General features: G+C 68.1%; 27 protein-coding genes. 9 read left to right on the top strand and 18 right to left on the bottom strand.

Annotation, left to right across the window (positions count from 1 at the left end):
- Positions 1–78: 78 nt before the first annotated feature.
- Complete coding sequence (locus tag IEX71_RS14840) at positions 79–852, bottom strand: YebC/PmpR family DNA-binding transcriptional regulator (RefSeq protein ID WP_188837796.1); 774 nt, start codon at positions 850–852, stop codon at positions 79–81.
- A gap of 55 nt (positions 853–907) precedes the next feature.
- Positions 908–1,513 carry a pyridoxal 5'-phosphate synthase glutaminase subunit PdxT gene (gene pdxT / locus IEX71_RS14845; RefSeq protein ID WP_229749750.1) on the bottom strand — a complete coding sequence of 202 codons (606 nt, stop codon included), beginning with the start codon at positions 1,511–1,513 and terminating at the stop codon, positions 908–910.
- 195 nt (positions 1,514–1,708) lie between these two features.
- On the opposite strand from pdxT, the gene IEX71_RS14850 reads away from it, so the two are divergent.
- The 3 genes from IEX71_RS14850 to IEX71_RS14855 all read left to right on the top strand — a co-directional run bounded on the left by IEX71_RS14850 (position 1,709) and on the right by IEX71_RS14855 (position 4,608).
- Positions 1,709–3,826, top strand: a complete 2,118-nt coding sequence (locus tag IEX71_RS14850; protein WP_188837798.1) for an MMPL family transporter — start codon at positions 1,709–1,711, stop codon at positions 3,824–3,826.
- Between the two features lie 281 nt (positions 3,827–4,107).
- Positions 4,108–4,242, top strand: coding sequence for a hypothetical protein (locus IEX71_RS22690; RefSeq protein ID WP_268235957.1), 135 nt, complete (start codon positions 4,108–4,110; stop codon positions 4,240–4,242).
- 48 nt (positions 4,243–4,290) lie between these two features.
- On the top strand, positions 4,291–4,608 hold the full coding sequence (locus IEX71_RS14855) for a hypothetical protein (protein ID WP_188837799.1): 318 nt from the start codon (positions 4,291–4,293) through the stop codon (positions 4,606–4,608).
- Between the two features lie 8 nt (positions 4,609–4,616).
- Here the strand turns inward: IEX71_RS14855 and IEX71_RS22695 are convergent, their stop codons facing one another.
- Positions 4,617–4,748 carry a hypothetical protein gene (locus IEX71_RS22695; RefSeq protein ID WP_268235958.1) on the bottom strand — a complete coding sequence of 44 codons (132 nt, stop codon included), beginning with the start codon at positions 4,746–4,748 and terminating at the stop codon, positions 4,617–4,619.
- Between the two features lie 131 nt (positions 4,749–4,879).
- Between IEX71_RS22695 and IEX71_RS14860 the strand changes: the two genes are divergently transcribed.
- Positions 4,880–5,383: a nucleoside deaminase gene (locus IEX71_RS14860; protein WP_188837800.1), complete on the top strand. Its 504-nt coding sequence runs from the start codon at positions 4,880–4,882 to the stop codon at positions 5,381–5,383.
- A gap of 39 nt (positions 5,384–5,422) precedes the next feature.
- Positions 5,423–5,713: a hypothetical protein gene (locus IEX71_RS14865; protein WP_188837801.1), complete on the top strand. Its 291-nt coding sequence runs from the start codon at positions 5,423–5,425 to the stop codon at positions 5,711–5,713.
- Positions 5,714–5,722: 9 nt separating this feature from the next.
- On the opposite strand, the gene IEX71_RS14870 is transcribed toward IEX71_RS14865, so the two are convergent.
- Genes IEX71_RS14870 through IEX71_RS14895 form a run of 6 tightly spaced genes read right to left on the bottom strand, consistent with a single transcriptional unit; the run spans position 5,723 to position 12,296 of the window.
- Positions 5,723–7,732 (bottom strand): vWA domain-containing protein, encoded by a 2,010-nt coding sequence (locus IEX71_RS14870; RefSeq protein ID WP_188837802.1) that lies wholly within the window; start codon positions 7,730–7,732, stop codon positions 5,723–5,725.
- Positions 7,733–7,754: 22 nt separating this feature from the next.
- A complete protein-coding gene (locus tag IEX71_RS14875; RefSeq protein ID WP_188837803.1) occupies positions 7,755–8,885 on the bottom strand; it encodes a WD40/YVTN/BNR-like repeat-containing protein in 1,131 nt (376 codons plus the stop codon).
- Positions 8,886–8,936: 51 nt separating this feature from the next.
- Complete coding sequence (locus IEX71_RS14880) at positions 8,937–10,361, bottom strand: magnesium chelatase ATPase subunit I (protein ID WP_188837804.1); 1,425 nt, start codon at positions 10,359–10,361, stop codon at positions 8,937–8,939.
- A 58-nt stretch (positions 10,362–10,419) separates the two neighbouring features.
- Positions 10,420–10,902 (bottom strand): hypothetical protein, encoded by a 483-nt coding sequence (locus IEX71_RS14885; protein WP_188837805.1) that lies wholly within the window; start codon positions 10,900–10,902, stop codon positions 10,420–10,422.
- Positions 10,899–11,423, bottom strand: coding sequence for an RNA polymerase sigma factor (locus IEX71_RS14890; RefSeq protein ID WP_188837806.1), 525 nt, complete (start codon positions 11,421–11,423; stop codon positions 10,899–10,901). Before IEX71_RS14890 ends, IEX71_RS14885 begins: the two co-directional genes overlap by 4 nt.
- A gap of 9 nt (positions 11,424–11,432) precedes the next feature.
- Positions 11,433–12,296, bottom strand: a complete 864-nt coding sequence (locus tag IEX71_RS14895; protein ID WP_188837807.1) for an alpha/beta fold hydrolase — start codon at positions 12,294–12,296, stop codon at positions 11,433–11,435.
- Positions 12,297–12,394: 98 nt separating this feature from the next.
- Between IEX71_RS14895 and IEX71_RS14900 the strand changes: the two genes are divergently transcribed.
- On the top strand, positions 12,395–13,189 hold the full coding sequence (locus IEX71_RS14900; RefSeq protein WP_188837808.1) for a deoxyribonuclease IV: 795 nt from the start codon (positions 12,395–12,397) through the stop codon (positions 13,187–13,189).
- Positions 13,190–13,381: 192 nt separating this feature from the next.
- Here IEX71_RS14900 and IEX71_RS22545 read toward each other — a convergent pair whose 3' ends face one another.
- From IEX71_RS22545 to IEX71_RS14920, 3 genes are read right to left on the bottom strand one after another with little or no spacing between them, the layout of a single operon-like run.
- Positions 13,382–14,137 (bottom strand): VOC family protein, encoded by a 756-nt coding sequence (locus IEX71_RS22545; protein ID WP_229749751.1) that lies wholly within the window; start codon positions 14,135–14,137, stop codon positions 13,382–13,384.
- Entirely contained in the window at positions 14,134–14,607 is a 474-nt protein-coding gene (locus tag IEX71_RS14915) for a globin domain-containing protein (RefSeq protein WP_188837809.1), read from the bottom strand. Before IEX71_RS14915 ends, IEX71_RS22545 begins: the two co-directional genes overlap by 4 nt.
- A gap of 35 nt (positions 14,608–14,642) precedes the next feature.
- Positions 14,643–15,296: a TetR/AcrR family transcriptional regulator gene (locus IEX71_RS14920; RefSeq protein ID WP_188837810.1), complete on the bottom strand. Its 654-nt coding sequence runs from the start codon at positions 15,294–15,296 to the stop codon at positions 14,643–14,645.
- Positions 15,297–15,378: 82 nt separating this feature from the next.
- Between IEX71_RS14920 and IEX71_RS14925 the strand changes: the two genes are divergently transcribed.
- Positions 15,379–16,329, top strand: coding sequence for an alpha/beta fold hydrolase (locus IEX71_RS14925; protein ID WP_188837811.1), 951 nt, complete (start codon positions 15,379–15,381; stop codon positions 16,327–16,329).
- A 41-nt stretch (positions 16,330–16,370) separates the two neighbouring features.
- Complete coding sequence (locus IEX71_RS14930; protein ID WP_188837812.1) at positions 16,371–16,883, top strand: GNAT family N-acetyltransferase; 513 nt, start codon at positions 16,371–16,373, stop codon at positions 16,881–16,883.
- A 3-nt stretch (positions 16,884–16,886) separates the two neighbouring features.
- On the opposite strand, the gene pdxS is transcribed toward IEX71_RS14930, so the two are convergent.
- The 6 genes from pdxS to IEX71_RS14960 form a co-directional block, all read right to left on the bottom strand.
- Complete coding sequence (pdxS, locus tag IEX71_RS14935) at positions 16,887–17,783, bottom strand: pyridoxal 5'-phosphate synthase lyase subunit PdxS (protein WP_188837929.1); 897 nt, start codon at positions 17,781–17,783, stop codon at positions 16,887–16,889.
- 134 nt (positions 17,784–17,917) lie between these two features.
- The gene (locus tag IEX71_RS14940; protein WP_188837813.1) at positions 17,918–18,493 is read right to left on the bottom strand and encodes a hypothetical protein; all 576 of its coding nucleotides are present in this window, start codon (positions 18,491–18,493) and stop codon (positions 17,918–17,920) included.
- 10 nt (positions 18,494–18,503) lie between these two features.
- Complete coding sequence (locus tag IEX71_RS14945; protein ID WP_188837814.1) at positions 18,504–19,679, bottom strand: glycosyltransferase family 4 protein; 1,176 nt, start codon at positions 19,677–19,679, stop codon at positions 18,504–18,506.
- 120 nt (positions 19,680–19,799) lie between these two features.
- Positions 19,800–20,705 (bottom strand): phosphatidylinositol mannoside acyltransferase, encoded by a 906-nt coding sequence (locus IEX71_RS14950; RefSeq protein ID WP_188837815.1) that lies wholly within the window; start codon positions 20,703–20,705, stop codon positions 19,800–19,802.
- Positions 20,702–21,337 (bottom strand): phosphatidylinositol phosphate synthase, encoded by a 636-nt coding sequence (gene pgsA / locus IEX71_RS14955; RefSeq protein ID WP_188837816.1) that lies wholly within the window; start codon positions 21,335–21,337, stop codon positions 20,702–20,704. The genes IEX71_RS14950 and pgsA overlap by 4 nt, the downstream gene beginning before the upstream one ends.
- A 24-nt stretch (positions 21,338–21,361) precedes the next feature.
- Positions 21,362–21,913 carry an HIT family protein gene (locus tag IEX71_RS14960; protein ID WP_188837817.1) on the bottom strand — a complete coding sequence of 184 codons (552 nt, stop codon included), beginning with the start codon at positions 21,911–21,913 and terminating at the stop codon, positions 21,362–21,364.
- 92 nt (positions 21,914–22,005) lie between these two features.
- Between IEX71_RS14960 and IEX71_RS14965 the strand changes: the two genes are divergently transcribed.
- On the top strand, positions 22,006–22,443 hold the full coding sequence (locus tag IEX71_RS14965; protein ID WP_188837818.1) for a nitroreductase family deazaflavin-dependent oxidoreductase: 438 nt from the start codon (positions 22,006–22,008) through the stop codon (positions 22,441–22,443).
- Positions 22,444–22,450 lie beyond the last annotated feature (7 nt).

Consider the following 22,450-nt stretch of genomic DNA (forward strand, 5'->3'; position numbering starts at 1 on the left):
GCCGGGGCGGCGGTGCGCGCCGTCATTCGGCATCTGGATCGACGTCGCTTGTTGCGATCGGCAGGGCGACCACCGGCGTCAGTCCTCTTCTTCGAGCTCCGCGAGCACCTCGTCGGGGACGTCACCGTTGGCGTAGACGTTCTGCACGTCGTCGCTGTCCTCGAGAACGTCGATGATGCGGAACATCTTCTTGGCGCCCTCCTTGTCCAGCGGTACCTCGACGGTCGGCAGGAACGACGAGTCGGCGGAGTCGTAGTCGACACCGGCGGCCTGCAGCGACTCGCGCACCGCAACCAGGTCGGTGGCCTCGGAGATGATCTCGAACGACTCGCCGAGGTCGTTGACCTCTTCGGCGCCGGAGTCGAGCACGACCTCGAGCAGGCCGTCCTCGGTGGCCTCGGCACCGTCCGGCTGCTTCTTGGGGACGATCACGACACCCTTGCGGTTGAACATGAACGCGACCGAGCCGGACTCCCCCATGGAGCCGCCGTTCTTCTGCAGTGCGGTGCGCACCTCGGCGACGGCACGGTTCTTGTTGTCGGTCAGGCACTCGATCAGCAGCGCGACACCACCGGGCGCGTAGCCCTCGTAGGTCAGCGCGAGGTAGTCGGCTCCGCCGGCCTCGGCGCCCGAGCCGCGCTTGACGGCACGATCGATGTTGTCGTTGGGGACGCTGGACTTCTTGGCCTTCTGCACCGCGTCGTACAGCGTCGGGTTGCCGGCCAGATCACCGCCGCCGGAGCGCGCCGCGACCTCGATGTTCTTGATCAGCTTGGCGAACAGCTTGCCGCGCTTGGCATCGATCGCTGCCTTCTTGTGCTTGGTTGTCGCCCACTTGGAGTGACCGCTCATATGTCCCTCTTCTGAATCGAACGTGCTGGGGTTCGACCGGCAATGTTATCGCCCGTCAGCGCTGCGCCATACGCAGGAAGTATTCGTGGATCCGGTGGTCGCCGGTCACCTCCGGGTGGAACGACGTGGCCAGCAGGTTGTTCTGCTGGACGGCGACGATGCGTCCGGCGGCCGGTCCTGTGGTGACGGTGCCGAGCACTTGCACGTCGGGCCCCACGGATTCCACCCACGGCGCCCGGATGAAGACGGCGCGGACCGGATCCGTGCGCTCCCCCATGACCGCCGGCATCGACAGGTCCTCCTCGAACGAATCCACCTGTCGCCCGAAGGCGTTGCGGCGAACGGTCACGTCGAGCCCGCCCAGGGTCTGCTGGTCGGCCGTGGCGTCGAGCACGTGGTCGGCGAGCAGGATCATTCCCGCGCACGAGCCGTATGCCGGGAGCCCGGCCTGCAGACGCTCGCGTAGCGGGTCCCGCAGGTCGAACGCCCGGAGCAGCTTGTCCATGGTGGTGGACTCGCCGCCGGGCAGCACAATGCCGTCGAGACCGTCGAGCTCCTCCGGACGACGTACCAAACGTGTTGCTGCTCCAAGGGATTCGAGGGAGCGTGCGTGCTCGCGGACATCCCCCTGCACCGCCAGCACACCGATGAGTGAATTCACTGCGCAAGCGTCCCACACGCACCCGAGCCGCCCGGCCGCACATCGGGCGCAAGAGAAATATCGCAGTTCTACGCATCGGCTTCGGAAAAAAATTCCTGCGCAACGCACCCGACTTCCCGTAAAATCACGATATATCGCGACAGTGAGGGAAGCTAAGTATCTGCCGCGAAGCCAACATTCCGGAGGGGTCATCGGATGGATCGTCGTTTCGCGGCACTGGTGTGTGGTCGCCGCAGCAAATACGCAGTACTCGTCATCTGGGTCGTAGCGCTGATCGCGCTCGGCCCACTCGCCGGCAAGTTGTCCGGCGCGCAGGACAACCAGACGTCGTCATGGCTGCCGGCCAGTGCGGAGTCGACCAAGGTTTACGACGAACTCGGGACGTTCGTCGACCGCAACAGCATGCCGGCGATCGTGGTCTATCACCGCGACAACGGCCTGACCGCGGCCGACCGGGCCAAGGCGAAGGCCGACGTTGCGACATACAAGAAACAGACGCCGCACCTGGGCGGTCCGATCATGGGTCCGATCCCGTCCAAGGACGGCACGACGCTGCAGACACTCGTCCCCTTGCACGTCGACCCGAAGAGCGGTTGGAACGATCTGCCGACCACCGCGAAGAAGATCCGCGCGACCGCGACGGACGGCGCGAACGGGATGAGCGTGCACCTCGGCGGCCCGGTCGGTTTCGGCGCCGACCAGGCGGACGCGTTCGCCGGCATCGACGGCACGCTGTTGTTCGGCACCCTCGGCGTGGTGATCCTGATCCTGCTGCTCACCTATCGCAGCCCGGTGCTGTGGGTGCTGCCGATCCTCAGCGCCGGCGTGGCGCTCACAGCCGCGCAGGCATTCATCTATCTGTTGGTCGATCACACCGGACTCACCGTGAACGGCCAGAGCTACGGCATTCTGACCGTGCTGGTGATCGGGGCCGGGACGGACTACGCCCTGTTGCTGGTCGCCCGCTATCGAGAGGAGTTGCGCAGACACGAAGACCGCCACGAGGCAATGGCTTTCGCACTGCATCGCTCCGGCCCGGCCATCTTCGCCAGTGGCAGCACGGTGATCCTGGGCATGCTCTGCCTGCTCGCCGCCGAGATGAACTCCACCAAGGGCCTCGGGCCGGTTGCGGCGCTGGGCGTCGTCTTCGCGCTGCTGGCGATGCTGACCCTGCTCCCCGCCCTGCTGGTGATCCTGGGCCGCTGGGTCTTCTGGCCGCGGCGTCCCACCTACGGCAGCCCGGAGCCGACCCAGAGCGGCCTGTGGGCACGCGTCGGCGGGTTCATCCGCCCACGGCCGCGCGCGGTGTGGCTGGTGACCGGCGGACTCCTGTTGCTCTGCGCGCTCGGGCTCACCCAGCTCAACTCGCACAGCCTGTCCTCGACCGAGAGCTTCACCGGCAATCCGGACTCGGTCACGGCGACGAAGGTCCTGCAGAGCCATTACCGGAGCAATTCCTCGGACCCGGTCTACGTGCTCGTCGACACCTCGCAGTCGGAGCAGGCGACGAAACAGCTGTCGTCGGCCGGATTCGCCCCGTCCGCGAAGCCGATCATCCGTGGCGACCGCAGCCTGCTGCAGACGTCGGTCTCCGGCGATCCCTACAGCTCCAAGGCTTTCGACCAGGTCCGCGAGATCCGGGACATCGCCCACGGCGTCCCAGGCTCGCACGCGATGGTCGGCGGAACCACGGCGGTGACGTATGACGTGCAACAGGCGACCGACCACGACGTCGGGGTGATCATTCCGCTGACATTGATCGTGGTCCTGGTCATCCTCGGGGTCCTGCTTCGCGCGATCTTCGCGCCGGTGCTGCTCATCCTGACGGTGATCGTGTCGTTCGCCGCAGCTCTCGGGTTGTCGTCGCTGGTCTTCCACTACGTCTTCGGATTCGCCGGCACCGACCCGTCGCTGCCGCTGTTCGTCTTCGTCTTCCTGGTGGCGCTCGGCATCGACTACAACATCTTCCTGATGACCCGCGTGCGAGAGGAGGCGCGACAACACGGCACGAGACGTGGCGCCCTCGTCGGGCTGTCCGCGACCGGCGGAGTGATCACCTCGGCCGGGCTGGTGCTCGCGTCCACCTTCGCCGTGCTCGGCACCCTGCCCTTGGTGGCGTTCGCCGAGATCGGCTTCGCGGTGGCGCTCGGCGTCCTGATCGACACGATCATCGTGCGGGCCGTGCTGGTCACAGCGCTGACACTCGACATCGGTCCGAAGATCTGGTGGCCCGGCAGCCTGCGCAACGTGCCGGACGCCTCCGAGGAGAAGATCGCCGCCGACGCGGCAGAGGATGCCGCGGCGCGGGTATGACGAGCAAAGGTCCAGCAGGACGTGCGCCTGTCCGCACGTCCTGCTGGACCGGACTCTCGATCTCGGAGATCCGACGCCTCGGGCCCGCACATCGTGCGGAACTTCCCCGCGCACCATGTGCCGGCCCCAAATGAGGAATCGTGGCATCGGGGTGAAGATCCAGCAGAACGTGCGCTTGGCCGCACCTCCTGCTGGACCCGAGTCTCGACTTCGCAGAACCGACGCCTCGGGCCTGCGCATCGTGCGGAACGCCCAGCACACGATGTGCAGGTCCGGGCGGTATGGCGCTGGAGGTCGAGCGCACGCACGATGCCGAATTACGTGCGGCAGCAATGCTGCTCGCTCGTCGATTCAGCAACGTTCCCGGGTTGCGGGACCTCAGTCAGCACCTGCTCGGCATCGGCCGCCGACCCTGACGGTCACACCGCGTGCGGACTCCGTCGTCCGGTGCTCTGATGGTGGGTATGGACGATGAGACAGCCGCCAGGATCGCCGCACTGGAGCAACACGTCGACCGCCTCTACGCGTTGCTCGGCCAGCAGGGGCCATACACCTCGCCGTCGTGGACCCGACTACCTCCGGCACCGAACATCCCGCCGCCGACCATGGCCGGTGGTGTTGCCGGCGGTCCGGTGTCGGAGACCGTGATGCAGTTCGTCCGGCGGGGCAAGGAGATCCAAGCGATCAAGCAATACCGTCAGGAGTCGGGGTCCGGGCTCCGAGACGCGAAGAATGTCGTCGACGCGGTGGTGCGCGACTACCGCGACGGACGCATCCGCTGAGCCGAGCTTCAATGCACGTCGGGAGCGGCGGCAACGATGTCCGGGCCGACACAGGCCTCCCCGTATGCCGCTAGGTGTGCCCCGATCTCGCGACCGAGCAGCCAATGGCGCATCGGCTCGACGACGGCACGCAACCACAAAGGCCGCTTCGGCCCGACCGTGCCGTGCTGAGCATGTGCACCCAGACACCCGGACGATCTGCGTCCATCAGTCGCTGTGCCCTGATGACGGATCCGGGCGCACGCCGTCCGACTCGTGGTGTGATGCATTCATGGCTCTCAACGACATCGACCTCGGCCACCTCGAGCGCTGCGTCGAGCTCGCGCGTGAGGCACTTGACGACGGCGACGAGCCGTTCGGATCGCTGCTGGTCGACGCAACCGGCGTCGTTCGGTTCGAGGACCGCAACCGAGTCAAGGACGGCGACCAGACTCGCCATCCCGAGTTCGCGATCGCCCGTTGGTCCGCCGAGCAGCTGACCCCCGATGAGCGCGGCGTCGCGACGGTCTACACCTCCGGCGAGCACTGCCCGATGTGCGCCGCCGCCCACGCATGGGTCGGTCTCGGACGGATCGTCTATGCGGTGTCCTCCGCGCAGCTGACCACCTGGCGCACCGACTGGGGTCTGCCAGCCGGCCCGGTCCAGTCGTTGGCGATCTCGCAGATCGCTCCCGGCTTACCCGTCGACGGGCCGGCGCCGCAGCTCCAAGCGTCCATGCGGCAGCTGCATCACCGCCACGCGATCGGGAGCCGAGCAGCCGGCTCCGAGCATTAATGACATGCGACGATCGTGTTACCAAGTTACCGTGGTCCCATGAATACCGAATTCAGCCGCGTCCAGCTCGGCGTACGCATGGACAAGCGACTCGTGAAAGTCCTCAAAGGACTCGCGGACTTCAACGACGAGTCGCTCGGCGAGCTGCTGGAGAAGATCGTGCTGCACTCGTTCGATCCCGTCCCCGGCGACGAGGGCGAGTCGTGTGCGAGCCCGCACAGCAAACGCGAGCTCGAGGTGATCGGCACGCTCCGCGAGCTGTATGACGTGCCGGCGGATCCGCATGCGGGCAGGGGGTTCCCGCGGGACGCTCCCGGCGAAACCTCCTGACCAGCGCCGTCAGCTGACCCAGCCGCCGCGGAACCCCCAGTCGCCGAAGTCGCCATACGTCGGCCTGCCGCCCCGCCCGCCGAGGTAGCCACCGACGACGGCGGCGCCGAGCTCGTCGAGCTCCGCCGCCACGACCCGGCCCTCGGCGCGCTTGGCCAGTTGGTCGACGAATCGCGCCAAGCCAGGGTCCTCGCCGAGCCGGAAGATCGTCGTCTGCGCACCGAGTCGCACCGCGGTGTCCAACTCGCGCACGCTGTAGGCGATCGTCAACGGGTGCGGTGGATAGCTGAACCACGCCTCGCCGTCCGGCTCCAGGTGCGCCGTCGGCTCTCCGTCGGTGACGATCAACAGCACAGGCTGCGCGTTGGGATGCCGACGGAAGTGCTGGTTGGCCAGCATCAGCGCGTGGTGCAGGTTGGTGCCTTTGTCCCACTCCGCCGACAGCGCGGTCAACGTGTCGATGTCCATCGTCTGTGCGTGGCGGCCGAAACCGATGAGCTGCAACGAATCTCCACGGAACCGGGTCTGGATCAGGTGGTGCAGTGCCAGCGCCGTGCGCTTCATCGGCACCCACCGGCCGTCCATGGCCATCGAGAACGACGTGTCGACCAGCAACGCGACCGCAGCCTGGGTGCGCGCTTCAGTCTCCTGCACCTCGACATCGGCGATGCTGAGCAACCGGTCGTCGTCACCGCTGGCCCGACGCAACGCGGCATTGGTCAGGGTGCGTGTCACGTCCCACGGCTCGTTGTCGCCGAACTGCCACCCGCGACTCGCCCCGGTCGGCTCCCCCGCCATACCCGCTCGACGTGCGTCACGAGAGCCGGATCGTCCGTTGAGACGGGTGGCGACATCCTTGAGCAGGGTGCGCCCGAGCTCGCGCATCGCGCGCGGTGACAACTTCAACTCTCCGCTGGAATCCGTTGTCAGATAACCGCGTTCGCGCAGTGCCTGCTCGAGCTCGGCGAGCGTGCGCGCGTCGGCTGCTGCCTCGTTGCCCAACTGCTTCGCCAGCGCATCGAGGTCCAGGTCGTCCATCTGCGCGCCGGCATACTGCTGGGACAGTTGCTCGGACAGGTCGTCCAACTGCGCCAGATCCTGTATGACGCCGGTGCCGTCGCCCAGGCCGATCCCCTGCTCCCCGCCGAACTGCTCGGAGCCCGACCAGTCCTCACCCGGTCGCAGCGACTGCAGGTTGCCGTCCAACTGTGCGAGTTGCTGCATCAGCTCCGGCGAGCCGAAAGCCTGCTGCGACAGCTGCATCAGCTCCTCGCGCTGTTCGGGAGTCATCGAGTTGAGCATCCGCTGAGCCGCGGCCGCACGTTCGGCGAGCGAGTCGAGCAACTCGTCGATGTTCTGCGGGTTCTCCGGGAAGAAGTCCCCGTGCTTGGCCATGAAGTCGGCGAACTGCTGGTCGGTGTCCTCGCCACGGGCATGCGCTTCGAGCAGCTCGTTGAGGTCCGCCAGCATGTCGCTGATCTGCTGCCGGTCCTCGTCGGTCGCGCCCTCCAGCGCCTGCTTCATGCCGGCGAACCGCTGGTCCAGCATCTCCCGACCGAGCAGGTCCTTGATCTCCTCGTACTTCTCGCGGGCCTCGCCGCTGCGCCACGGGTAGTCGGCCAATTCGTTGACCGCAGCAGCGGTCGACGGCGGGAGGTTCTCGATGGGCATCTCCGCGAACCGCGCGTCGTCGTCCAGGTCACGCGCCAACTGCTTGCGCTCGGACAGTACGGCGTCGTCCAGCAGCTGCTTGATCTCCTGGAACGTCCCGTCCAGGTTGTGCTTGGCCAGCAGCTCCCGTCGCTTCTCGGCGACCTGTCGAGCGAGGTCGTCCAGGCCGCGCTGCTGCCGGCCGCCACGGCGCAGGAACTCCCGCATTGCGTGCTCCGGGCTGTAGCCGGCCATGACGTCCTCACCGATGGCGCCCAGCGCCTCGGCCAGGTCGACCGGTGGTGCCAGCGGGTCGGGCCCACCGGCATACCGGCCGTACCGTGAACGGTGAGTCTGCTTACGTGCCAACGAGATACGCCTCCAGCACTATTCAGTGATGCCTGTGGATCGGTGTCTTCAGGACTGCCACGGCGCCGTCCGGGCCGGACGCCCAGCAGGCTCCGTCGGACGCACAATGGATGCCGTCGTAGTCCGTGTCGTCGAAGGTCGACCAGGTGCGGCCGCCGTCGGCACTCACGTCGCTGCCGGTCGGACCCACCGCGACCACCGCGTTGCCGCGGCCCGGCACGTAGGCGACTCCGGAGCGGTAGCCACCCAGGGTGTTGCTGCTGGCCTTCCAGGGTGAGCTGCCGTGCTTGGTCGCGGCAGCGTCGGTGCCGTCGGAGGGTGCGGTGTAGTCCCCGCCGACCGCTACGCCGGTGCCGTGATTCTTGAACGCGATGCTGTAGATGCCGGCCGCGTCACCGGCACGCACCGAGGTCGTCTCCGCGGTCCAGGTCTCGCCGGCGTTCGTCGTGTGGAACACCCGCGGCGACTCGCCGCCGGTCGCGAACCAGAACTCACCGGCGCGCGCACCGTGCGCGTCCTGCGCCGATACCAGACAGGTGCCGGAGGCTGCGAAGCCGAATTCGTTGCCGAGCGCCTTCGGCATCCCCGTGGTGGGCAATGCGGTCCAGGACTTCCCGCCGTTGGTGGTGCGCGCGATCCGGAAGTAGCCGTCGACCGGGTCACTCATCGCCAGGCCGATCCCGTTGGCACTGAACGCCATACAGTCGTAGAAGGCGTTCGGGTCGGTGTTGGTGAAGGCCTGCTCCCACGTCTGGCCACCGTCGGAAGTCCGGAAGATCCGCGAGTCTCCGCCGGGGCCGATCGACAGTGTTTCGGCGTGCTGGCTGTCCCACGCCTCGATGTCCCGCAGTGCCAGACCGTCCGTCTTCGACACCTCCGGCGAGACGTCGCTCCAGCTGCGACCACCGTCGGTGGTGCGCAGCACGCTGCCCTTCTCACCGCTGACCCAGGCGACCTGGCCGCTCACGGCGGCAAGACCGCGGAACTGCTCCTGCACACCGGTCGGTCGCGGCGTCCAGGAGTAACCACTCGGAGACGGCGTCGCGTGCGCCGGCGCGGCAGCGGCAGGTGCGGCCAGGGCCGCAGCGGCGCACGCAGTCGCGACGAATCCGGCGATGCGCAGGGAACGATGGGAAGCAGTGTGAGTGAACATGTTTCAGACGCTAGCCCTGCACGTGGCGCAGTAGGTGAGTTCCGCGCATCGTCATACCTGCTCACTCTCACCGTAGGTCGCATTTCCCTCGTCGTCGGCCTCCTTGCTGACCTGCTTGGCCAGGTAGAGACCTTCCAGGGCCAGCTCCACCGCTGCAGCGCGTTCGCCCGCAGTGGTGGCGTCCAACCGGTCGGCGAGCTGGTCGTAGAGGTCGGACTCACCCAGCACCGGCAACTCACCGAGAACCGTTGCGGCACTGACCTGTTCGCCGGTGGTGACTCGCGCGCCGCGTTCCAGCGCGCGCACCAGCAGCCCGAGGTCGATGCCGCGCAGCCGGCCGCGTGCCGTCTCGGCGGTGGCGGTCCGCAACAGGTGCTCCAGGATCGCTTCCTCGCGGCCCTCGTGGCCCGACTCGAACTCCACCTTTCCGGCGAGCACCTCGACCGCGGTCTCCAGGTCGATGACCCGGGCGACGGCTTCCTCCTCGTGCTGCACGGTCGCCCGATGCAGCGCGGCCGCGGCAACGGTCTCCGCCGCGGCGATCGCGAAACGCGCCGAGACGCCGGAGCGTTGGTCGACGGCAGTGGACTCCCGCAGACCTCGGGTGAAGCGCGCCAGGATCTCGATCAGGTATGACGGCACGCTCGCCACCAGTTGCGCCTCCTGCTCGACGACGGCGATCTCGCCCTCGACCTCGAGCGGGTAATGCGTGCGGACCTGTGCGCCGAAGCGGTCCTTGAGCGGGGTGATGATGCGTCCGCGGTTGGTGTAGTCCTCGGGGTTGGCGCTGGCGACCACGAGCACGTCGAGCGGCAACCGGAGGATGTAGCCGCGCACCTGGATGTCGCGTTCCTCCATCACGTTGAGCATCGCCACCTGGATGCGCTCGGCCAGGTCGGGCAGCTCGTTGATTGCCACGATGCCGCGGTGCGACCTGGGGATGAGCCCGAAATGGATGGTCTCCGGGTCACCCAGGCTGCGGCCCTCAGCAACCTTCATCGGGTCGACGTCGCCGACCAGGTCTCCGACGGATGTGTCCGGTGTGGCGAGCTTTTCGGCATACCGCTCGTCACGATGCCGCCAGGCGACAGGCAAGTCGTCGCCCAGCTCGGCGGCCCGGCGCCGGGAGGCCGGGGTGATGGGGTCGTAGGGATGCTCACCGAGCTCGGACCCGTCGATCACCGGGGTCCATTCGTCCAGCAGCCCGACCAGCGTGCGCAGCACCCTGGTCTTGCCCTGGCCACGCTCACCGAGCAGCACGATGTCGTGGCCTGCCAACAGCGCTCGCTCCAGCTGGGGCAGCACGGTGTATTCGAAACCCTGTATGCCGGGCCAGGGGTCGTCGCCGGCGGCGAGCTTCGCCAGCAGGTTGTCGCGCAGCTCCTCCCGGACGCCGCGCTGTCGGTGTCCGGAGGCCCGGAGCTCACCGACGGTCGAGATGGTGGGTGCAGGGGTCGAAGCGGTCGAATCCGTCACGTCCTCAACGCTACGCCTTTCCTCCGGGAAAGCGGAGGGGCAATCCGGATCTGCTTCGTCAGTCCTGCGCCGACTCGGCCTCCGCGCGGGCGGCGAACCGGTCGAGCGTCCCGCGCAACAGCGCAGTTGCCGGCCGTGAAGCGATCGACTCGAGCCGACCGGCGCCGGGCACGCGCACCCCACCGAGGAAGCCGAACAACGTGTCGTCGCCCTGCTCGACCGCAGCCATCCCGCACAGCAGGAAGCGGCTCTCGCACCAGCACCAGTTGGGTCGCAGCACGACGTCGAAACGCGCGCGCAGGCCGAGTGGACTGCGCGCATCCGCGACGAGCCGCTCGCCGTCGCGGTCCCGCACCCGGACCTCCCGGAAGTCGTGGACCAGCAGCGGCAGCTCGGTCTCGAGATCCCCGGCCCGCGCCCAGACCTGCGCGATCGGACGTCGAACCACCACCTCCCCCGACATCGCGCCGGGTATGGCGGCCGCCATCACATGCAAGCGCCGCACGGGGTCGAGGTCCGCGGTCGGCCAAGCTGCACTCATCGTTCCCACTCCTGTCGGAAACTTCGTCGGGCACGGTGCAGGCGCGACTTCACGGTCCCGGCCGGTATGGCGAGCAGTTCCGCCGCAGCCGCCTCGTCCAAGCCCTCCAGGTCGCGCAACACCAGGACCGCGCGATGCGCCGGCGACAACCGGTCGAGCACCGCACGGACGTCGGCCGCCAGCTGCGGGTCACCGGGCGCAGGGACGTCCGGTAGTTCGGCAGGCACGTCCCGTCTCCCCCGCCTCGCGACCCGGACCGCCTCGCGCACCGCGATGGTCCGCACCCAACCGCGCAGCGCGGCAGGCTCCCGCAGCTGCCGCAGATCGCGCAACACGATGATCAGGGCGTTCTGGGCCGCGTCCGGGCCCTCGTCGAGCGCGATCGGCCCGCACAACCGGCCGACATACGGCGTGAGCTCGGTGAGCAACGCCTGCATCGCCATCGTGCTGCCCGCCTGCGCAGCACACACGAGGTCGCCGAGATCTCTCGACGACGTCTCGATCGGGTTGGCATCACTCATCATCGGCGATCATCGCAGGTGCGCGAGAATCCGATCCGCGACCAGCTCGGGACGTTCCTCCGGAAGGTGATGCCCGGCACCGTCGACCACCTCGACCCGCAAGTCGTCGGCATATGTCGTGGCGTCGCCGAGCATGCCTGGTGGCGTCAGCCGGTCGGAGCTCCCGACCAGTAGCAGGGCCGGTGTCGCCAGTCGTCGGCGCTCGGGATGCCGCAGCATCGGCAGGATCTCGTGATAGGCGAACTGGTGCATCAGCTCCTCGCCGGCCCGCGCGTTGGGCGCCCGGCGGGCGCTGTCGACATACGCGGCCACGGCGTCGGCCGGCATCGCCGCCCGGTCGGCGACACCGAGCCGCAGCAGGGTCCGCAGGAACCACGGCAGGTGCCGGAGCACGAGCCGCCCGACATACCGCGTCTCGACGAACGGTGTCCACAGATAGCGCCAGGCGTATGGCGCCAGCCGGCGCACCTCCGTGTAGGGGTGCAGCGTGTTGAGTGCCACGAGCCGACGGACCCGCTCCGGGTGCTCCAGCGCGATCCGGAACGCGAGCGAGCCGCCCCGGTCGTGACCGACGACGTCCGCCTGCGGCAGGTCGAGGGCGTCGAGGAGGGCGATGACGTCCTGCACGAGATCGTTCGTCCCGTAACCCGTTGCGGGCGCGTCGGTGCGGCCGGCGCCACGGGAGTCGACGGCGATGACGCGGTGTGCTGCGGCCAGGTGCGGGACGACGTGCCGCCAGGCGTACGAGTGCTGCGGCCAGCCGTGCAGCAGCAGCACCGGCGGCCCGTCGCCCGCCTCGACGACGTGCACGCGCAGTCGTCCGGTGTCCACTGTTCGGTGCACTTGCGCCAGTTCTGGACGGGTCGCGCTCATCTGTTCCTCCTGCTCGTAATGGCACGGTCTGCTCAGAAGGGGACGCCGGACGCCGATACGTTCCATCGATGTCGGCGTGAGTTCGTAGGCTGGCCCGTATGACGATCTCGATCGGTGCACACGTGGACCAGCAGGACCCGATCGCGGAGGCGACCGCGCGCGGCACGGACGTCGTGCAGTTCTTCCTCGGCGACCCGCAGAGCTACAAGGGACCGGTCGTCGCGTATGACGGCGGCGCCGCGCAGCTACGCGCCGACGCGCAGGCGGCCGGTGTGACGGTCTTCGTGCACGCGCCCTACGTCATCAACGTCGCGACGCTCAACAATCGGATCCGCATCCCGAGCCGCAAGTTGCTGCAGCAGCACATGGACGCCGCCGCGGAGATCGGTGCGGCCGGCCTGATCGTGCACGGCGGACACGTCAACAAGGCCGACGACCCGGCCAAAGGATTCGACAACTGGCGTAAGGCGATCGAGGCCACCGACTGCAAGATCCCGCTCCTGATCGAGAACACCGCAGGTGGCGACAATGCGATGGCGCGTCACCTCGACCGGATCGCCGGTGTGTGGGACGCGATCACGCAGGCCGACGGCCACGAGCAGGTCGGTTTCTGTCTGGACACCTGCCACGCGTGGGCCGGTGGCATAGCGCTCGCGGAGGCGGCCGAGCGCATCCACGACATCACCGGCCGCATCGACCTGGTGCACGGCAACGACAGCCGTGACGCCTTCGACTCCGGGGCGGACCGGCATGCCAATCTCGGTGCGGGACAAATAGATCCGGACGAGCTGGCCGCTGTGGTGCGGGCCGCGGATGCCCCGGTCGTCTGTGAGACGCCCGGTGGCGCCGACGAGCACAAGGCCGACATCGCCTGGCTGCGCGAGCGACTCTGACCATCAACAGCAAACTCGCTACTGTCGTCAGTTACTCGCGGCACCGGGCGGTTTCAGGCGACGAACTCGCTACTGTCGTCAGTTACTCGCGGCACCGGGCGGTTTCAGGCGACGAACTCGCTACTGTCGTCAGTTACTCGCGGCACCGGGCGGTTTCAGGCGACGAACTCGCTACTGTCGTCAGTTACTCGCTCAGTCCGCGTGGCTGACCATGTTGACGACGGTGCCGTCCGGCGCCTGCACGAAGAAGCGGTACACGCCCCACGGCTCGTGCGTGAGCGGATGCACGATCCGGTAGCCACGCCGCACGGCTTCGGCGTGCGCGGCTTCGACGTCGACGACGTGCACCGAGATCGCCGAGTCGACCGGTGCGGTCTTGTCCCGAGTCACCAGCTGCACGTGCGCACCGGACTGTGGCGCGCTGCGATGCACCACCCAGCCGAGGTTGAAACCTTCGTCGGTCAGCCCGAGGTAGTCCCCGTAGAAGTCGTCGACGCCGTCGAGGTCGGCCACCGGCAGATTCGCCGTGAGGTCACGAACCTGTGCGGGCCTTGCCGGCCGGTCAGGTTCGCCCGGGCGCTGGTTGAACATCCAGCGGTGGCCGAAGGGGTCGTGCAGCACCGCCACGCGCCCGTGCGGCGTGTCCTCCGGCTCCCGATCGATCTGTGCGCCAACGGCTTTCGCCTGTCGAACGACGACGTCGACAGCGGTCGTTTCCACGTGCAGGGCGACGGAGCTGTGCCTCGCCGGGTCAGGGGCGGCGACGCCCGCACTGTCGAACTCGTCCGACATCATGAAGGTTGAGTCCTTCCCGATCGTCAACTCGACGTGCCCGATACGGCCGTCGTCCATGACGATCGGCTCGAACGACACGCGCGCGCCGAAAGCGCTGCGATACCAGTCGATCGCGGCCCGCGAGTCCTTGACGGTGATGTATGGCGTAATCATTGCCCGACCCTCCTATAGCTCACGGTCCCGTCCCAACTCCACTGTGGCATCTGCAGATTCGACGGAACGTCGTCCGCTGACCGGTGGTAGGCGTACATCGGATGCCAGGTCACCCAAGCCCAGTAGTCGAGCACCGCCTGGTAGGTCTCCGGATCCGCGTCGACACCGGCGTCGTGCAACGCCCCGGCGAAGCAGTCGATCGCGCGCCGGTTCATCTCCTCGTGCTCACCGTTGCCGCTGTGGATCCGCACGACCGTGGCGTGTGCGTCATACAGCTCGGTGTAGCGGGGTGGGCCACCCAGCGCTTCGCCGAGGTATGCCGCCAGCCGCTCGACGTGGTCCGGTTTCGCGCCGCCGTGAAAGGCGTGTGCGACCACCTCGTCGGCCATCGCACGCCGGTGCCAGGCCGCAGCGATGCGCGTCATACCGTCCGCGCCGCCCGCCGCGTCGAAGATCGAACCCCTCGGCATGAGCACTCCTCGTCGCCGATGTTTACGCGTACACGTTAATCCTCGACGCCTTGCACGATCAAGACCAAGGCGGTGCGCATGTCGAAGTCCGCCCGCTGCGCCGCCAGCGCCTCGCCGCACACGGCCAGCGCGTCCAGCCCCTTGGCTGCGGCGTCACGCCGCACCGCCTCCTGCACCGTGGGCCGTTTCAGGTCGCGCTTGGCCTGCCTGGTCCGGGCGTCCAGTTGGGTCGCGCCGAGAATGAGTCGCCAGGCCGCCGAGTACCGGTGCGCCGCCTGCTCCGGGCTGCGGCCGGCGGCCAGCAGGGAGGCGAGCACGTCATCCGTGGCACGCGCGGCCGAAGGCGCCATCAGGTCACCGCGGGTGAGCGCGTCGACGACCCAGGGGCGAGCCGCCAACTCGCGGTGGAGCAGCAGGAGCACCTCGACGGCGCGGTCGACACCCGGATCGGGCAGCGCGGGCCAGTCGACCTCGGCGAACTCGCCATCGAGCAGTGCGACCAGGAGATCGTCACGACTCGCGAAATGGCGATAGAGCGCCATCGGAGTCACACCCAACTGCGCGCCCAGTGTCCGCATGCTGAGCACGGAACCCTCGGCGTCGCGGACGAGTTCGGCGGCGACGGCAAGGATGCGTTCCCGCGTCAGAGCGGTAGCACGGGCGTTTCCGGATCTGCTGTCACCTGCCACGGATCGAGGGTAGGACACGAATTCACGACAGAAGTTACGCAGCGGTAGCCGTACGGGCGTTCAAGTGATTGAATCGCCCGTCATGAAGGCGTCACCCAAGATTCGCTTCGTGGACGTGCACGGTCATCGCCGCGCATTCGTGACCGCCGGTCAGGGACCGGCACTGCTTCTGTTGCACGGCGTCGCCTGCGATCACACGACCTGGGACCGGGTGATCCGTCCATTGGCTCGCGACCACACGGTCATCGCTCCCGATCTGCTCGGCCACGGCCGCTCGGCCAAACCCCACGCCGACTACTCGCTCGGCGGTTATGCCAACGGCATGCGGGACCTGTTGTCCTTGCTGCAGATCGAGCGCGCCACCGTCGTCGGGCACAGCTTCGGCGGCGGTGTCGCGATGCAGTTCGCCTACCAGTTCCCGGAGCTGACGGAGCGACTGGTGCTCATCGCGCCGGGTGGTATCGGCCCGGAGGTCAGCCCGATCATCCGGATGGCGACGATGCCCGGATTCCAGGAGCTGATGAGTCTGCTGACCTTGCCGGGCATCCGGCACGTCAACCGGACCGGCCTGCAACTGGCGCACGCGGCCAGGCTGCCCGGCACGCGCGACGTGGACGAGATCGCGGCGATCTACGACTCGTTGCGCCATCCAGAGGCTCGGGCGGCGGTGCAGCAGTTGCTCCGTGGCGTGGTCGACCGACGCGGCCAGTTCGTGACGATGGCCGACCGGGCCTACCTCACTGCCTCCCTGCCACTCGCGGTGATCTGGGGCGCGCAGGACCCGATCATCCCGTCCAGTCAGGCGCGTACGGTCCAGGAGCTGGCGCCTGCCGCACGTGTCGAAATCGTCGACGACAGTGGGCATTTCCCGCATCGTGATCACCCACGAGAGGTGCTTCGCATCATCCGGGACTTCCTGGCGTCCACACAGCCCGCCGCATACGACCCGATGCGGCTGGGTGAGCTGCTGCGGCGCGGGCAGCAGACCGGTCACGCACAGCCGGAGCGCTCACTGCACGCCGTGACCGGCTGACCACTGAAGTCCCGTATGACGCGGGCGGATAACGTACCGACGTGGATCTCGCCATACGTGAACGTCAGGATGCCGACCTTCCAGCCCTGGCCGACCTGCTCGGCCGGCAACAGGCCAAGACCCGCTACCCGTTCGTGTGGCCCTTCCCGCTGCCGATCGAGGGTTTCCTGAAGCGTCCGACCGAGCTGCGCGCGTGGGTCGCCGAACTCGACGGCGAGGTCGTCGGGCACGTGTCCGTCACCACCGCGGACAACGATCCGATCGGCAAGTCCTGGGCCGCTGCGCACGGGGTCGACCTCGACGAACTTCGTGCGGTGTCAGTGTTTTTCGCCGACATCTCGCGGGCCGGTCAGGGCATCGGCTCGCGGCTGCTGGCGACCGCGACGGAGTTCGCGCTGGCAGACGGCTATCCCGTGCTCGACGTGGTCGCCGCGCACGAGACGCCGATCAACCTCTACCTGCGACGCGGCTGGCGGATCATCGAGACGACACAGGCCCCGTGGCACCCCGACATGGACATCCCGATCCACCTGATGATCCTGCCGAAGGGCTGAGGTTCACCAACCGCGCTCGGCGAGCCGGTGCGGCTGCGGGATGTCGTCGACGTTGATGCCGACCATCGCCTCGCCCAGGCCGCGCGACACCTTGGCGATCACGTCCGGGTCGTCGTAGAAAGTCGTCGCCTTGACGATCGCCTCGGCGCGCTGCGCCGGGTTGCCGGCCTTGAAGATGCCCGAGCCGACGAAGACACCCTCGGCGCCCAGCTGCATCATCATCGCGGCGTCGGCCGGGGTGGCGATGCCGCCGGCGGTGAAGAGCACGACGGGCAGCTTGCCGGCCTGCGCGACCTCCTTGACGAGCTCGTACGGCGCCTGCAATTCCTTTGCGGCGACATACAACTCGTCTTCAGGGAGGTTCTGCAGGCGACGGATCTCCTGGCGGATCTGGCGCATGTGCGTGGTGGCGTTGGAGACGTCACCGGTGCCGGCCTCGCCCTTGGAGCGGATCATCGCCGCTCCCTCGGTGATGCGGCGCAGTGCCTCACCCAGGTTGGTCGCACCGCACACGAAGGGAACGGTGAACTCCCACTTGTCGATGTGGTTGGCGTAGTCGGCGGGGGTCAGCACCTCGGACTCGTCGACGTAGTCGACACCGAGGCTCTGCAGCACCTGCGCCTCGACGAAGTGACCGATGCGCGCCTTGGCCATCACCGGGATCGAGACGGCCTCGATGATGCCGTCGATCATGTCCGGGTCGCTCGCCCGCGAGACGCCACCCTGCGCTCGGATGTCGGCAGGCACGCGCTCCAGCGCCATGACCGCGACGGCGCCGGCGTCCTCGGCGATCTTGGCCTGCTCGGCCGTGACGACGTCCATGATGACGCCGCCCTTCAGCATCTCCGCCATACCCCGCTTGACCCGGGCGGTCCCCTTTTGAGTCGTGTTCTCGGCCACTGCAGTCACTTCTGGGTCTCCTCGTCCGACGACAACGTTTCTCCCAGAATACCGTCGCATTCGGCAGCTTCATGCCACATGACGCCTCATGACACTTTCAGGACACGGCGACATCCGGCCATCGTGGTGCCGGACTAGAGGCCGTCCGGCAGGCGGTCGTCGAACTCGACCGGGGCGGGCAACGGCGTGTGCCCTGCCAGTCCGAGGTAGCGCACCTGTGGTCGATGCCGCAGGCGACGTACGTCTCGGACTGCCTCGTTGTGGAACCGGCGGGCGATCTCGACGCGCTGCCCGGCCGACCGGAGTCGTTCGATGACCTCGGGCCAGCCGGCGTTCTCGTCGCGCAGCTCGGCGATCACGTCGCTGGTCAGCGTCGTGCGCAACACCTCGGTGAGCATCGACTCGGTCTCGGCACGCTGCTCGCCGATGCCGTCGGACCGGACCTCGTCGTGCAGCGAGGCCACGTCCGCGGCATCCAGCGAGGCACTCGCGGCATCCGCGAGCAACGCAGCACTGGCCGGGTCGAGCACGCCGGAGCCGGCCACCTCCCGCACCACTTCGGCGCGTCGCACCAACTGCGCGTCCAGCGACGACACCGAGCCTTCCAACTTGGTGTGCAATCGGTCCAGCCGCGCGGCCGTGTAGGAGAGATACCACGCGACCACGGCCACGACGGCGACCACGAGCGCGATCCAGGCGAACATTCCCATCAGCCCTCCATCAGCCGCGACCGCGCAGCACGCGCTTGGTCCGACCGCTCGAGATCGTCCGCACCGCACCGGCGTTGGCCGCGCGGCAGGTCTCGTAGACATCCATGACGTCGGCCGATACCCGGGACCAGTCGAACTCCCGAGCACGCACGGCGCCACGGGCCGCGAGTTCGCCACGCTCGCCCGGATCGTCGAGCAGGCGCAGCAGGGTGTCGGCCAGTGACTCCGGGTCGCCGGTGCGGAACAACGCGCCGGCGGTCCCTCCGGCCAGTACGTCGGCGAACGACGGCAGGTCACTCGCCACGACGGGTGCGGTGGCGCTCATCGCCTCGACCAGGATGATGCCGAAACTCTCCGCGCCCGTGTTGGGCGCGACATACGCATCGACCGAGCGCAGCAACGACGCCTTGTCGTGCTCGCTGACCATGCCGAGGAACTCGGTCCCTGCCCGCACGCGGGCCGATGTATGGCGCAAGGCTTCTCCGGGGTCCCCCGGCCCGGCCACCAGCAGCCGCAACCCGGGCCGCGCCTCCAGGAGTCGCGGCATCGCCTCGAGCAACACCGAGAGTCCCTTGCGAGGTTCCTCCAGACGGCCGAGGAACGCGATCGTCGGTCGTTCGTCACTCCCCTGCCAGCGCGGCACGACCGTCGCCGTCGCGAAGCGGTCGACATACACGCCGTTGGGGATGATGAGCGCGTCAGCGGCGCCCTCGTGGCGGTGGATGGTGCGTAATGCCTCACGGGACACCGCGATTCGGCCGCTGAGTTTCTCCAGTTGGGGCTCGAGCAGCGGCATGACGGTCAACAACGCGCGGGACCGCATCGTGCTGGAGTGGAAGGTGCCGACGACTGCGCCGTCGGCTGCCATCATCGCCAGCATCGACACGCTGGGCGAGAAGGGCTCGTGCACATGCAGGACGTCGAAGCCGCCCCGGTCGATCCAACGGCCGACCCGTGCCGCGGTGACCGGGCCGAAGAGCAACCGGGCCACGGATCCGTTGTAGGGCACCGGAACCGCGCGCCCGGCGGAGTCCACGTAGGACGGCAGGTCAGCGTCCTCGTCGGCCGGCGCGAGCACCCGCACGTCGTGACCCTCCGAGAGCAGGTGCTCGGCAAGATCACGCACGTGGAACTGCACACCCCCGGGCACGTTGAAGGCGTAGGGGCTGACCATCCCGACCCTCATCGGGGTCCCCGCGAAGTATCGGAGGAGCGAAGCGGGGGAGAACTTCGTGGGGTGATCTTCATCGGGGTCCCCGCGAAGTATCGGAGGAGCGAAGCGGGGGAGAACTTCGTGGGGTGATTTTCATCGGGCGCCCCCGACGAAGGCGCGCTGCATCATGTGCCAATCCTGCGTGTGCGTCCTGATGGTTTCACCCAGGGAGTCCACGCACTGCTGGGTCATGCCCCGCACCTGCTCCTCGGCAGACCCATTGGGTGGCAGGACGCGTGCGCCGAAGCGGGCGACCACCCGCTGGGCCGCCCGTCCGGGAATCGGCTCGTAGGTGATCGCGAGCGGGAAGAGCGCCGCACCGGTGTCCAGCGCGAGCATCGCCGGACCGGCGGCGGCACGGGTCCGATTCCCGCACAGGTCCACCTCAACGCCGCTGCGCGTCAGGTCGCGGTCGGCGAGCAACGGCACGAAACCGCCGCGCGAGATCGCCTCGCGCAACTGCGGATAGGCGTTGTCGCCGCCGGTCAGCGGCAGGATGCGCATACCCATCGACTCGCGGAACTCGACGAACGCGTCGAACACCGACTCCGGCTTCAACCGCTCGGCGACGGTGGTCACCGGCGCGAAGTGGTCGGTAGCCCACGCGCCGCAGTGATCCCAGTTGCCCAGGTGCCCCAGGAAGAGGATCAGCGGTTCACCGCGGTCCACGATCGCCCGGGCCTCGGCGTCATGGCCGGTCAGCCGGATCCGATCGTCGAGCGTGGCGGGCGTCTCGCGCGGCAACCGGAATGCGTCGCACCAATACCGCAGGTATGACGAAACCCCTTCCGCCACCAGCGCATCCAGCTCCCGCGCACTCAGCTCCGGGCGGACGAGCGCGTAGTTGGTGCGCATCTGCTGCACGGAGGCGCTGTTGCGCCGGTGCAGCGAGCGTGCCACGCGGTCGAAGGCGCCATACGCCATGCGCTCGGGGAGACGGCAGACCAATCGCCAGGCAGCGCGATAGGCCAAACCTTCCGCGCGATCCCGCAGGGTCACTTCGGGAGTTCCCCGGCTCCGCCCAGCGCCTGGTTGCGCACGGTGAGCATCCGCTGCAGGACGGTGATCAGGCTGGCGATCGCCAACAACGCGAGCACCACACCAAGCACGGCGGTCGGCAGGTGCAGCCACGGGATGCCGACCAGGCCGGTGGTGACCAGCACGGCCACCAGCCGCTCGGAGCGCTCCGCGATGCCGACGTTGGCCGTCATACCCAGGCCCTCGGCGCGAGCCTTCGAGTAGGACACCACCATGCCGAGGATCAGGCAGCCCAGGGCGAGACCGGCCATGACCAAGTCGTCGCCGTCACCGGCATACCAGAGCACCAGCGCACCGAAGATCGCCGCGTCGGCCACCCGGTCGAGCGTCGAGTCCAGGTAGGCGCCCCAGACACTCGAGCGGCCCGACATCCGCGCCATGTTGCCGTCGAGCGTGTCCGAGAAGATGAACAGCGTGATGACGACGGTCCCCCAGAAGAAGCTGCCGCGCGGGTAGAACGCGAGCGCGCCGAAACAGACGCCGAGGGTGCCGACGATCGTGACCACGTCGGGCGAAACACCCAGCCGTAACAGAAGTTTCGCCAGTGGCGTGAAGAGTTTGGTGATCGCCGCCCGGGCGTAACGGTTGAGCATGGTGGCATTGACCTTACTGGCCGGTCAGCCCTCGTCCTGCGGCCAGGCGTCGGCGAGGCGCGACCGGGTGTCCTCCAGCAACACCGGCAGGGCCTTGGTCTGACCCACGATCGGCAGGAAGTTGGAGTCACCGGCCCACCGCGGCACGACGTGCTGGTGCAGATGCGCGGCCACTCCGGCTCCGGCGACCTGGCCCTGATTCATGCCGAGGTTGAAGCCGTGCGGTGCGGACGCCGTGGTGAGTGCCCGGATCGCCTCCTTGGTCAGCGCCGTGAACTCGAGCGTCTCCTCGTCGGTCAGGTCCAGGTATGACGGGATGTGCCGGTTGGGGCAGATCAGCAGGTGGCCTGGGTTGTAAGGGAAGAGATTGAGGATGGCGAAGCAGGTGCGACCGCGGTGCACGATCAGCGCGTGCTCGTCGTCACGGGTCTGCGCCGCGCAGAACGGACAGGCATCGTCGTCGTCATGCTCCGGCTTCGCAGCCTCGATGTAGGCCATCCGATGCGGCGTCCACAGCCGCTCGAAACCGTCGGGCACTCGGGCGAAGTCGGCTTCGGGCTCGATCTGCTGCGGCATACGGCGATGGTATGACGAGCACGATCGGAACAACGCGAGCGGATCCACGGTTGCTCTTCTCGGACCATTCGTTCAGCGCGTCAGGAGAAGACATGCCATTGCAGGGTGAATACGCCGAGGAGAAGACCGGCTGGGTGAAGGACCAGCTCGCCAAGATCGACGAGTCGGGCACCACCGAGGCCGTCGACGTGATGGGTATGCCGGTCGTCGTCTACACGATGCGCGGCGCAAAATCGGGCAAGTTGCGTCGGGTGCCGCTGATGCGGGTCGAGCACGACGGCGTGTATGCCGCGGTGGCGTCCAAGGGCGGCGCACCCGAGCACCCCGCCTGGTACCGCAACATCACTGCTAACCCTGAAGTAGAGGTTCAGGATGGTCCGGACAAACACGACGCGGTCGCGCGCGAGATCGACGGGGCCGAGCGGGACGAGTGGTGGGAGCGCGCTGTCGCGGCATACCCGCCCTACGCGGAGTACCAGACCAAGACCGACCGACAGATCCCGGTGCTGCTCGTCGAACCCACCCAGTAGCTGGCCG

Origin of the sequence: Flexivirga endophytica, from assembly GCF_014640635.1 — a bacterium.
In the GTDB taxonomy this organism is placed as follows: domain Bacteria; phylum Actinomycetota; class Actinomycetes; order Actinomycetales; family Dermatophilaceae; genus Flexivirga; species Flexivirga endophytica.